At 37.1% G+C, this 11977-nt stretch carries 14 protein-coding genes and 2 pseudogenes; 11 read left to right on the forward strand and 5 right to left on the reverse strand.

Features of this window, described 5'->3' with window-relative positions:
* Both CDG56_RS02755 and CDG56_RS02760 read left to right on the forward strand, forming a co-directional pair.
* Nucleotides 1-140: pseudogene (locus CDG56_RS02755) on the forward strand (IS4 family transposase); the annotation flags it as partial.
* 16 nt (nucleotides 141-156) lie between these two features.
* A pseudogene (locus CDG56_RS02760) lies at nucleotides 157-429 on the forward strand (YidB family protein); the annotation flags it as partial.
* Nucleotides 430-488: 59 nt separating this feature from the next.
* Here the strand turns inward: CDG56_RS02760 and CDG56_RS02765 are convergent.
* The 3 genes from CDG56_RS02765 to CDG56_RS02775 all read right to left on the reverse strand — a co-directional run bounded on the left by CDG56_RS02765 (nucleotide 489) and on the right by CDG56_RS02775 (nucleotide 2611).
* The gene (locus CDG56_RS02765; protein ID WP_087546871.1) at nucleotides 489-1589 is read right to left on the reverse strand and encodes a porin; all 1101 of its coding nucleotides are present in this window, start codon (nucleotides 1587-1589) and stop codon (nucleotides 489-491) included.
* Between the two features lie 251 nt (nucleotides 1590-1840).
* Complete coding sequence (locus CDG56_RS02770; RefSeq protein WP_087546872.1) at nucleotides 1841-2254, reverse strand: HIT family protein; 414 nt, start codon at nucleotides 2252-2254, stop codon at nucleotides 1841-1843.
* Between the two features lie 87 nt (nucleotides 2255-2341).
* Nucleotides 2342-2611: a YARHG domain-containing protein gene (locus tag CDG56_RS02775; protein WP_004662096.1), complete on the reverse strand. Its 270-nt coding sequence runs from the start codon at nucleotides 2609-2611 to the stop codon at nucleotides 2342-2344.
* 364 nt (nucleotides 2612-2975) lie between these two features.
* Here CDG56_RS02775 and CDG56_RS02780 point away from each other — a divergent pair, with 364 nt between their 5' ends.
* Entirely contained in the window at nucleotides 2976-3212 is a 237-nt protein-coding gene (locus CDG56_RS02780; protein ID WP_087546873.1) for a hypothetical protein, read from the forward strand.
* A gap of 86 nt (nucleotides 3213-3298) precedes the next feature.
* On the opposite strand, the gene CDG56_RS02785 is transcribed toward CDG56_RS02780, so the two are convergent.
* Both CDG56_RS02785 and CDG56_RS02790 read right to left on the reverse strand, forming a co-directional pair.
* Nucleotides 3299-4171, reverse strand: coding sequence for an NAD(P)-dependent oxidoreductase (locus CDG56_RS02785; RefSeq protein ID WP_087546874.1), 873 nt, complete (start codon nucleotides 4169-4171; stop codon nucleotides 3299-3301).
* 3 nt (nucleotides 4172-4174) lie between these two features.
* A complete protein-coding gene (locus tag CDG56_RS02790) occupies nucleotides 4175-5260 on the reverse strand; it encodes an alpha/beta fold hydrolase (protein WP_087546875.1) in 1086 nt (361 codons plus the stop codon).
* Between the two features lie 134 nt (nucleotides 5261-5394).
* Between CDG56_RS02790 and CDG56_RS02795 the strand changes: the two genes are divergently transcribed.
* The 8 genes from CDG56_RS02795 (at nucleotide 5395) to CDG56_RS02830 (ending at nucleotide 11920) form a co-directional block, all read left to right on the forward strand.
* Nucleotides 5395-6582 carry an O-succinylhomoserine sulfhydrylase gene (locus CDG56_RS02795; RefSeq protein ID WP_087546876.1) on the forward strand — a complete coding sequence of 396 codons (1188 nt, stop codon included), beginning with the start codon at nucleotides 5395-5397 and terminating at the stop codon, nucleotides 6580-6582.
* Nucleotides 6583-6594: 12 nt separating this feature from the next.
* Complete coding sequence (locus CDG56_RS02800; RefSeq protein ID WP_087537101.1) at nucleotides 6595-6924, forward strand: YbaB/EbfC family nucleoid-associated protein; 330 nt, start codon at nucleotides 6595-6597, stop codon at nucleotides 6922-6924.
* Nucleotides 6925-6990: 66 nt separating this feature from the next.
* Nucleotides 6991-7587, forward strand: a complete 597-nt coding sequence (gene recR, locus CDG56_RS02805) for a recombination mediator RecR (RefSeq protein ID WP_087537102.1) — start codon at nucleotides 6991-6993, stop codon at nucleotides 7585-7587.
* 278 nt (nucleotides 7588-7865) lie between these two features.
* The gene (locus CDG56_RS02810) at nucleotides 7866-9008 is read left to right on the forward strand and encodes a ribonuclease D (RefSeq protein WP_087546877.1); all 1143 of its coding nucleotides are present in this window, start codon (nucleotides 7866-7868) and stop codon (nucleotides 9006-9008) included.
* A gap of 138 nt (nucleotides 9009-9146) precedes the next feature.
* On the forward strand, nucleotides 9147-9452 hold the full coding sequence (locus CDG56_RS02815; protein WP_046738558.1) for a YcgL domain-containing protein: 306 nt from the start codon (nucleotides 9147-9149) through the stop codon (nucleotides 9450-9452).
* A complete protein-coding gene (locus CDG56_RS02820) occupies nucleotides 9445-9831 on the forward strand; it encodes a hypothetical protein (RefSeq protein ID WP_087544996.1) in 387 nt (128 codons plus the stop codon). Before CDG56_RS02815 ends, CDG56_RS02820 begins: the two co-directional genes overlap by 8 nt.
* Before the next feature lie 37 nt (nucleotides 9832-9868).
* Nucleotides 9869-10720: an AAA family ATPase gene (locus CDG56_RS02825; protein WP_005160188.1), complete on the forward strand. Its 852-nt coding sequence runs from the start codon at nucleotides 9869-9871 to the stop codon at nucleotides 10718-10720.
* A gap of 12 nt (nucleotides 10721-10732) precedes the next feature.
* A complete protein-coding gene (locus CDG56_RS02830) occupies nucleotides 10733-11920 on the forward strand; it encodes a vWA domain-containing protein (RefSeq protein WP_087546878.1) in 1188 nt (395 codons plus the stop codon).
* Nucleotides 11921-11977: the final 57 nt, after the last annotated feature.

Genomic DNA, 11977 nt, shown 5'->3' on the forward strand with positions numbered 1-11977 from the left:
CAGTAAGTTTATTTCGCTACGGTTTGGACTATGTTCAAATGGCTATTCTACGTTTGATTGGTTTTGGAAAAAAAGAAGAATTTAAGAAAGTGCTCGCAATTTTAAGGAAGAAAAAGCCTGATAGGACAAGGGCCCTATGAAATTTGTCGTGTACAAAGCAATCAGGTAAAGAGTTGGGTCGATCCTCAACAAATAAATGCTCAAGATGTTCCAACCCAAAATATTCAAAGCTTATTTGATGATCAAGATATCGAACAGGTTGCTCAACAAGCACAAGCGCCAAAGCAAGAAATTTACAGTGCGATTGCGTCTGTATTACCTCAAGTGATTGATTCTTTGACTCCGCAAGGAAGTAATACCAATCCCCAAGAAGCAAATCAAGATATTCAACAAGTATTGAATTTGGTGAGTGGTTTTTTAAAAAGATAAGCATATAAAAATAAAAGGGCGAAACGCCCTTTTATTTAACACTTGAAATAAACTTCTGATTAGAAGTTATATTCCATACCTAAACCAATAACAGTTTTCTTGTTATTGTCTTTCTGCCAGTCAATTTTTTGTTGAGCAACAACACCGTAAAAACGAGCTTGTTTATTGATATTGTAATCAGCACCTACACCGTATAAATCATTTTTACGATCTTCAAGACTATCAACTTCTGTTTTTGCAGAGATATATTCTGCTTTTAACTTCACTGGTGTAGAAGGAATGATATATGCAGCAGTTACACCGAAAGCGTTTTCTTTTAAGCCTTTGTATCCTACAAGTGTATCATCTGTAGGTTTCGCAGTTTGCCATAAACCGCCGAATACTAAACCTTCAGCACCTACTTGAGATAAATCAAGTGAGCCAGTTACACGTACTGCATCTGTATATACACCAGATAAGCCATAAGCATTATACTTTGATGCAACTGCAAAGTTACCTGCAACAGCTGCATTTAAACCAATATCTTTATTTTCGTAAGTTAGAGACGTTGAAACACCATCACCAAATCCATTACGACTACCTTTTTGACCACTTGCAGAGTTATCTAGAGGTATTGTTTGACCGTTTTTATCCTTAGTAGTTTCATTCTGTTCACCTTGTTGGAACATAATGTTAAATGCTAAACCAGCCAATAATTTTTTATCAGTTTCAAAACCAATAACATTGTTAAGACGATCTTCACCTGCTAATACAGCTGTCATATCAAGATCATTGTGGTCATTGAAAATATCTTGGTTATTACCAGCAGCTGTTTTAAAGTAAGAATCAAATTTACCAATTTTTAATGTTGCAACACCATCAGATTTAAGGCCAATAAAACGATTACGTTGTGTTAATTCCTTACCATCTTTATCTTCACTGTCAGCATTTAATTGCCATTCTGCTAAGTAAACAGCTGAAAGGGTATTCGTTAACTTTTCTTCGCCTTTCACACCAAGACGAGAAGCATTTGAGTTAATTTTTGTTACGCTTTCATCTTTAAAGCCATTCTTGTCGATTTGATCTAAAGTCACATTGAGCTTACCATACAATGTAGGTGCTGCTTGCGCTGCATTCATGGCTAAAGTTGCTACAGTAGCAGCAAGAAGCAATTTTTTCATTGAGATTTCTCCAAACACTTTTTGTAAATGGCTGATGCCTTAGTTACTGTTATAAGCTTGCTTGTGTACATAAAGTTACACAGCTCACTGACTTGTATGCAGTATCGGTAAACTTTGTGACAGATAAGTGAAAGAAAAATGACAGTTTGATGACGATTCATATTTAGTAATAATTATATTTGTTATTGATTTTTATATATTTAATAAATAAAAATGGGGCGAAAAGCCCCATCGTATAGATACTTTTTTACTTACAGCACTGCTTTAATCTTTTCAGCAAAGGTTTTAATCTTTTCCTGATCACCCATTTGTGCTGCATGACGACCAAGTTCATGAACTGAGCTAGGAATCAAATGGAAGTGCACATGTGGAACTGTTTGCCCAGCAGCAACTCCTGAAAGTTGCATTAGTACGATCCCTTTAGCATCTAAAGCGGTTTCAATTGCTTTAGCTATCTTTTGAACAATTTGAATCGTATAGGCTGCTGCATCAGCAGGTAAATCCATCAAAGTAACAGCAGGTGTTTTAGGAATAACTAAAGCATGACCATCTGCTTGAGGCATAATATCCATAAATGCAAGCACCTGATCATCTTCATAGATTTTGATTGCAGGTAGTTCGCCTCTTAAGATTCTTGCAAAAATATTTTGGTCATCGTACGCCATGATTAGTCCTTTAATATAATAAGATGAGAAGTTTTGCTCTTCAGACAAAAATAGAAAATAAACTGCTAAGACTTAAAAATAACGCTTTTATTTGCAATTTAATTCTTTTTGACGCTCTTTAATTTCATCTAAGCGTTGTTGCTCTCTGTCAGAAAATTTAGGCTTTGTTGTATGGCAGTTTTCATTACCATATTTAGCCTTGGCATCTGCATCTTTAAAACAAAATCCTTTAGATGCATAGATGAGATTATAGTCATCTTGCAACTTTTTACATTCTTGTTCTGGTGTAGCTGCTTGAAGGTTAAAACCTGTAAGGCTTACCAATCCAGCAAAAACTGCAACCGCAAACTTATTCATGAGGTATTCCTCTAGTTAAAAGGCATGAACTCAAATAAATTAAGAAAATATGTCTATTTTCACGATTTGACTTAAGTTCAACTACTAATATACGGTTTATCAATGAAATTTCAATGAAACTGTATTATTGGAGTGTAATTTTTATCCATAAATCATTCACACAACGCATAAATAATTTATATATCAATAGCTTATATTAAAAGTCATTAAAACAACTAATTATAGAGATTTTAATCTTACTTTTTCATAAGTCAGAGAAAATACCTATCGTACAAAGAATCAGTGTTTTAAAATAGAATCTAATAACGGCAAAAATCATCCAAAGAATTTCTAAAATGTCATATAAATTTAAATAGACTATTGTATGCTTATTGCAATTGTCGAGAATGATTCTTCTTTTTTGGGGGTGGCTGTGAGATTGAATGAAAAAGTTGCTGCAATTGCTTTTTATGCAATTCTTGTCGTATCCATCATAATATTCGGTTTTGGGATTACATTTAAAGACAACATGATTATTGTAATTGGTATATCATTGTTTATGTGTGCATTTCTAGTGAAATCAGAATTTAAATTAGAAGTGTTATTTTGGAAAAATCGCTAACTAAAATTAGATTAAGATAGGAGAATAGGGCTACTATAATATAACAACCTGTTCTCCCATTCCAATTCACCTATACCTTGAGCTTTTTACTTTAGTATAATTTTTGTCCACTCTTCATACATTTTGACAGCAGAAGAAAAGTCGCTATTGGGTTCGGCAGTTAAACTTGCAGCCTGAATCAAGCTTTGGGTTAAGGCAAGTATAGGCGCTGGAAGCTTTGCATCATGTACTAAGTCTAGGGCAATCCCTGTATCTTTTGCCAATAAGGGCAAGGCAAAGGTGCATGGAAATTCACGACTCAACACACGTTGAGGGAAGATATTTTCCGTCACGAGACTTTTGCCACTGGAAGCATTAATACAATTGAGTGCCGCATCTAGGTTTACACCATGCGCTTTGAGTGTACTAAATCCCTCGGCAACTGACCATAAATTGACTGCCAGTAACATGTTATTAATTGCTTTAACGGCAAATCCTGCACCCGAATCACCTACGTGTTGAATGATCTTTCCGACTGCTGCCATCGCAGGATAAGCACGTTCAAAAGCATTAATGTTGCCACCCACCATAACCGTAAGTGTTGCATTTTCTGCACCAATGGTTTGTCCGCTGACAGGCGCATCGAGAAAATCAATATTTTTTGTTTTCAATCGTTCTGCTAGACGGCGCGCTGCCTCAGGAACACCACTGGTGCAATCAATCCAGATTGCACCTGATTTAACATTCACACCATCAATTAATGTTTCAACGTCATCACTGGTCGGCAAGCAAGAAAAGATAACATCTGCCTGAACCGCTTCAGCAAGTTCAACCGCCAAAGTGCCAAATTCTGTTGCATGTTGCTTAGCTTTATCAAAGTTACGATTCCAAACGTAAACTTTTTCGAAATACTTGGGTAAATGCGCAGCCATGCGATAGCCCATAGCACCTAAACCGATGAATGCAACAGATTGAGTCATAGTTTACCTTTTTATTGGAGTTGAACGTTCTGATAACCAAGTTGTCAGTGTTGGCCAGAACTCAATTGAACTGTTTTGACTAGACATTAAACCTAAGTGTCCGCCAGGTATCAGAGTAAACGTGACATCTTGACTATTTGTCAACTGTGTTAAAGGAAAAGCTGCCTCAGAAGTAACAAGTTGATCACTTTTACCTGCACCAACTAACAATGAACATTCAATGTTTTTAAGCTCAATGGTTTTATTCTTTAATGTGATTGCACCATTTTTTAATGGATTTTGCATCCAAACATTAAACAACATGTCTTGGTTGATCCCCCCAGGGTAATCAATCATATTATTTAAGAAATGGCTGAGTGTGGCGTCTTCTTGTACCAGTTTGAGGTTATCAAGATTTTTGAGCAATTGAATATTGCCATCAATCCAACCCTTAGGATCTAACAATTTAAAACCTAATGAGTTTAAAAAACCAGGTGAATGAATCATCAACTTAGGTAAACGGTTATAGATATAATCTTTGATGGTTGGGTTACGCGTCGTAATATATGCGAGTGTTTTATATAATTTTCCGATATAACCCGATGCATAACTATCAATCGGGCTACCTAAAACAATTAAATTTTTAACCGCATTTGGCTTGTGTCGAGCAGTGTAAAGTGTGACAAAAATTCCAGCCATACTCCAACCATGCAAAGAAATTTTTTCAGATTTAGAATGCTTTTGAATCGCCTCAATACAACGTGGAATAAATTTATCGATAAAAGATAAGAAATTCACTTGGTAGTTTTTGTAAGTCAACTTACCCCAGTCAATTAGATAAACATCAAAACCACTTTCTTGAAAATGTTTAATCAAAGAGCGGTATGGATATAGATCATAAATATCCATGTTGATGGCAAGAGGAGCTGTAAATACCAATGGCTCTTTGTAACGTTTGTTCTCAGAAGCATAAAAACGAACACGAGTTTGTTTAAATTTAGCAATCACTTGATAAGCTGTCGATTGTGACAATACAAGCCTATCTGCATCGAAGACACGCATAGCCAGATGTTTAAAATTTATTTTTTGCTGTTCTACAAGTGATTTCATCTTTGAAAGTCTCATCATGAGTCAAGATTGCACGAAGTCTAAGCGATAATTTCATCTTATGCCTTGACCTTAAATACGTTAGGCGCTCAAAATGTTGGCATATTTAAACACCTGATCATAAGGCATACAAAACGATGAATCCAAGCGATGATTTAGAATACCAACTTGAAACACTGGCTATTCGCACAGGGCATGATCGTACCTTTGAAGGGGAACATAGTGAACCTATCTTTTTAACATCTTCGTTTGTTTGCGAAAGTGCCGCAGATGCTGCTGCAAAATTTTCTGGGCAAATCGCAGGAAATACATACTCACGTTATACCAATCCAACAGTGCAAGCTTTTGAAAAACGTTTAGCAATATTAGATGGTGCAGAGCGTGCAGTTGCGACCAGTTCTGGTATGGCTGCTGTACATGCGATGTGTATGGCATATTTAAAAGCTGGCGATCATGTGATTTGTTCTCGCGCAGTATTTGGTTCAATCATTGCTTTATTTGAAAAATATGTTGCTAAATTTGCTGTAGAAGTGACTTTTGTCGATTTGGATGATCTTGAAGGCTGGAAACAAGCGATTCGTCCAAATACACGTATTCTCTTTATTGAAACACCCTCGAATCCTTTGGCACAGGTTGGTGATATGCAAGCAATTGCAGATATTGCCCATGCCAATGGCGCATTATTTGCTGTAGATAACTGTTTTTGTACACCAGTATTGCAACAACCGATTAAGTTTGGTGCCGATTTGGTTCTTTATTCAGCAACAAAATATATTGATGGTCAGGGACGGGCTTTGGGTGGTGCTGTAGTCGGTAAGAACGATTTGGTTGAAGAAATTAATGGCGTTGTGCGTACCCTTGGTAATTCAATGAGTCCATTCAATGCATGGATTTTCCTCAAGGGCTTGGAAACGCTCAGTATCCGTATGAAAGCGCACTGTGAAAATGCACAAATACTTGCGGAGTGGTTACACCAACATGAAAAGGTTGAAAAAGTGTATTACGCAGGTTTGCCTGACCATCCTGGGCATGAATTAGCCAAAAAACAGCAAAAAGGTTTTGGCGGTGTTGTATCTTTTGTCGTAAGAGGCGAACGTGAAGGTGCGTGGACGGTTATTGATAATACGCGCTTCTTATCGATTACCAGTAATTTAGGCGATATTAAGTCAACAATTACCCATCCAGCAACCACCTCACATGGTAGAATGTCGCCTGAAGCCAAACAGGCTGCAGGAATTGAAGAAGGCTTAATTCGTGTTTCTGTTGGTTTAGAAGATATTAATGATATTATTCGCGACTTATCACGCGGTTTAGATTTAATTTAACGAGAGAAACTTATGAACATTAATATGCTCATGCAGCAAGCTCAGCGCATGCAAAAGGATATGGAATCCAATATTAAAAAAGCCAAAGAAGAGCTTGCAAAAACAGAAGTTCACGCTGAGGCGGGCGGTGGTTTGGTTAAAGTAACTATGACTTGCCGTAATGTCGTTAAGCGTATCGAAATTAGCCCAGACTTATTACAAGATGAAGCTGATATGATTGAAGATCTGATTGCTGCTGCGATGAATGATGCAGCACGTCAAGCCGAAGCTATTTCTGAAGAAAAACTTCAAGGTGCGAATTCAGGTATGGGCTTACCACCAGGTTTATCTGGTTTATTTTAAGCCAAAAGTCTCTAAGTCTTTTGGTGAGGCTTAGAGAACCTTTTTTATAAATAATAGAGTTGATCTGTGTTTAGTGAACGATTTGAACAGCTAGTTCAAGCATTGCGTATTTTACCAAGCGTTGGTCCAAAATCTGCACAACGGATGGCATTACATTTGTTGATGAAAAATCGTGAAGGTGCTTTTGCATTATCTTATGCATTACATGAGGCTTCGAGCCATATTCACGAATGCCATATTTGTCATTCATTAACTGAAAATGAAATTTGTGATATTTGTGCGTCTGCAGAAAGAGATGAGCAATTGCTTTGTGTGGTTGAGTCACCCGCTGATGTCATGGCAATCGAACAAAGTGGAAGCTTTAGAGGAAAATATCATGTACTTGGTGGTCATTTGTCTCCATTGGATGGAATAGGTCCTGAAGAAATTGGTATTCCATATTTGATTCAACGATTAAGCCAAGGACAGATTGAAGAAGTAATTTTAGCAACTAATGCCACCGTGGAAGGTCAAGCGACAGCACATTACTTAGTTGAAGCAACGAAACATTTGCCAATTCACATGACCAGAATCGCACAAGGCGTGCCACAAGGTGGTGAATTAGAATATGTCGATAGTCATACGTTAAGTCAAGCGGTACATAATCGTATGAAGATGAAATAATTTTATATTTATTGTAAATTCATGCTATTAATTTAAACAAACAATTCACTTTTACATTTTGTCTAACATTATTTTAGGTATATTTGCTTTAATTTATGGCAGTATAAGCAAACGAAAAGGATTTTCGTTTTTGATGAATAGAATAGGAGTAATTTCATGTTTTTCATGTGGAATAGTGATTAAATTTTTCTTTGTAGATTTAATTTAGTTTCGTTTCAGCAAAAACTGTATTTTTACAGTCGTATTGCTATTGTTTTTATTATTTTACTTGAGCAAATATGTTTCAGTTCATTCAACAGCAAAAAGACCTTGCTGTTCTCCTCAGTCAAATGGAACAATGTTCTACCTACGCACTTGATACTGAGTTTATTAAGGTTGATACCTTATATCCAAAACTTGGGGTATGCCAGATTAATTGTAATGGTCAAATTGCTTTACTAGATGGAGTAGCACTTGATTTAGAGCAGTTTTGGCAGAAGGTTTTTACTGCACAGCAGAATATCTTTCATGCTTGTGGCGAAGATATTGATTTAATTTATCATTATGCAGATCAAAAACCATTAAAAAATGTATTTGATACGCAGATCGCAATGGCATTTCTTGGTCATGGGCTTCAGGTAAGCTATCAAAATGCATTAAAAACCTGCCTAAATATTGATATTGATAAGAATCAAACTCGCTCAGATTGGTTGGCACGTCCTTTAAGCCAAGAGCAAATTAATTATGCCGCAAATGATGTCTTATATTTGACAAAGCTCGCTGATACATTAAAACATGATTTACAGCGTAAAGGGCTTTATCAATATGTTTTGGAAGATTGTCAGAATTTAACGAAAGAAATTGCGATAGAAACTCCATTGACAGAGCTATATACCGATATTGGTAATTATCGCCATTCACGTCGTGAGTTAATGCAATTACAGCAGCTCAGTATTTGGCGTGAGCAAATTACCAAAGCCATGAATCAACCACGTAGTTTTGTTCTCAAAAATACAACAATGCTAGATTTAGTGGAAAAAAATCCACGTAATAATTTCCAACTTGCCCAAGTTAAAGATATTCGCCCAAACATTGTACGTGAACATGGCAAAACCATATTAGATTTATTAAAGTTTTTACCACCTGAAGATGAATGGCCATTAAGAATGGCAAGACCAGTGAAGAATAATTCTAAAGAAGTTGCGCCTCAAATTGATGCTTTAATCGATGGAGTCGTGTTTGAAACTGGCATTCCTAAAGAAGTTTTACTACGTAAGAAATGGCTGAATGCAATTTATGAATTTGTTGTATTCCATTTAGAAGAGCAAGAATTGCCGAGTTATTTGTTAGGCTGGCGCTACGATATCTTGACCAAGCCATTGGTGGCATTACTGCGACAAGATATTGAATATTTGGCGGCGCAAATGAAGTTAGCTAGGTAAAATAGTTCAGCTGTGAAAGACGACTGTTGCGTTAACATTCGTTAATGTACCTAGTTTTTTTTTCATGTATGCTGTTTAAAGTCTGTTGGAATAAAAATGACCAATAGTCTCTAAGATTGATACGAGTTGTGAGTAAACATGCACTGCGATATTTATAGATCAAGCAAAAAAGACGAAATGTATATGTATATTGCTCGTCCAAATTATTCTGCAGATCAGGAATCAGAAAATCCATTTGAGTCTGTTCCTGAGAGTGTCTTACAAGCTTTTGGAAAAGCTACTTTTGTCATGCATCTGGAGCTGCACAGTGAGCGCAAACTTGCACGTGTAAATGTATTGCATGTCTTAGACTCATTACAGACCAAAGGCTTTTTTATTCAAATGCCGCCAGAAGGACTTATTAATCCAAATGCGGTAGAACCAGAGGGTTTGCGTGGTGCTTGAAACGATAACTGCAATATGGTCTCACATTCTATCTGTACTGGATCAATTCCCTGAAGAGAATGTTGCGATTATTGTGTATGTTACAGGTGCAATGATTGCATTATGGTGTTGGTATCGTTTGATGTCACGTATGCCGAATCCAATAGGCGGAATTCTTTGGATTATTGTTTTTGCAATCCTTGCTACACCAACAATCTCTGAAGGTCCCAATTCAGAATTAGCACCTGCTATTTTTGGTTTGATTTTTGGTGTGCTCACAAAAGAGCATGTCTTAATCTGGTCAAATTTATCTTTGATTCTATTTGTCATTGGTACAGGATTATTGATCGGCTTCTGCTGGTCAAAATACAGTGCAAATAAACTTGCACGTTCGGTTTAGATATTCACATAAAGTTAAAGAAAAATAAGGTTTTCAAATGTCTGCTGATACACAACACTTCACTGGTACAGATCAATATATTGCAACTGACAGCCTGAAACTTGCGGTAAAAGCCGCGCGTGCTTTACAAAAACCATTATTGGTGAAAGGTGAGCCAGGTACAGGTAAAACATTACTTGCAGAACAAGTTGCAGAAAGTTTAGGTCTAAAACTAATTACTTGGCATATCAAATCAACAACCAAAGCTCAGCAAGGTTTGTATGAATATGACGCAGTTTCTCGCTTGCGTGATAGCCAGTTAGGTGATGACCGAGTCTATGACATTAAAAACTATATTAAACCGGGTAAATTGTGGGAAGCATTTACGAGTGAAGAACGTTGTGTATTGTTAATTGATGAAATTGACAAAGCAGATATCGAGTTCCCGAATGACTTATTGCATGAACTCGACAAAATGTCGTTTTATGTTTACGAGACTGGTGAAACGATTACCGCAACACAACGCCCAATTGTGATTATTACTTCGAATAATGAAAAAGAATTACCAGATGCATTCTTGCGTCGCTGCTTCTTTCATTATATTGAATTTCCTGATGAAGCAACGATGCGTGAAATTATTGCAGTGCATTTTCCAAATATTTCGAATACTTTGGTCGGTGAAGCATTGCAAATATTCTTTAAGTTACGTGAAGTCACGAATTTAAAAAAACCACCATCAACGTCAGAGTTAATTGACTGGTTAAGCTTGCTTATGGCAGATGATATGCCTGAAGACGTATTGCGTAATCATGATAAATCTAAAGCAATTCCACCATTGTATGGTGCGCTGATTAAAAATGAACAAGATGTACAATTACTTGAACGTTTAGCTTTTATGTCACGCCGCTAAGAGTGTAATCACATGTTTGTGCGATTGTTTTACACCTTACGTAAATATGGTGTACCTGTTACAACTCGTGAGTTGATTGATCTCAACCAAGCGGTTGCATCAGGTCTGGTATTTGCAGATCAGGAAGAATTCTATCAGTTGGCTAAAACAGTTTTAGTCAAAGATGAACGTTTCTTTGATAAATTCGATCGTGCCATGAAAGATTATTTTGATGGCATTGAAACTTTTGATTTAGATGAACTACTTAAACAAGTTCACAAGTTACCTAAAGACTGGTTTGACCTAGAACTCTTAGAAAAACATCTGACACCAGAGCAACGTGCTGAGCTACAAAAAGCAGGTTCTTTGGAAGAACTGATGAAAATGTTGGAAGAACGTTTACGTGAACAGCATAAAAAACATCAGGGTGGCAATCGTATGATTGGCACTGGCGGAACTTCACCTTTTGGTGCTTTTGGCGATCATTCTGAAGGTGTCCGAATAGGTGGGCCAGGGCGTAAACGTTCAGCGGTAAAAGTATGGGAGCAGCGTAAATACCAAAATCTTGATGATGATCAAGTTTTGGGAACACGTCAGATGCAAATTGCATTACGCCGATTACGTAAGTTTGCCCGTCAGGGTGCAGCTGAAGAACTCGATGTTGACGGTACCATCCGTGAGACTGCAAAGCAGGGTATTCTGGATGTACAGCTCGTGCCTGAGCGCCGTAACCGTATCAAGGTACTGATGCTGTTTGATGTCGGTGGTTCAATGGATGCCTATATCACTGAGTGTGAAAAATTATTTAGTGCGGCGAAGTCTGAGTTCAAAACCTTAGAATATTTCTATTTCCATAATTGTCTCTATGATTATGTTTGGAAAGACAACCATCGCCGTAGTTCAACTCGTATGAATACATGGGATTTGTTCCATACTTACGGTCGCGACTATCGTGTAATTGTTGTCGGTGATGCCAGTATGGCACCATACGAACTCAAGTCGGCAGGTGGTTCAGTTGAATACATGAATGATGAGTCGGGCGAAGTATGGCTTAGACGTTTACGTCAGCATTTTGACAAAACCGCTTGGTTAAACCCTGAAATGGAAGGTTACTGGCATTACACCCAGACCATTAACTGGATCAAAGAAATTTTTGAAAATCATATGTACCCAATGACACTAAAAGGCATTGAAGATATGACGCGTTATTTGTCACGTTAAAAATTCATATGAATACTTTATAATGACCGCTTCTGTATAGAGGCGGTTTTTTTTCTG

The organism is Acinetobacter sp. WCHA39 (assembly GCF_002165385.1).
Lineage (GTDB): Bacteria > Pseudomonadota > Gammaproteobacteria > Pseudomonadales > Moraxellaceae > Acinetobacter.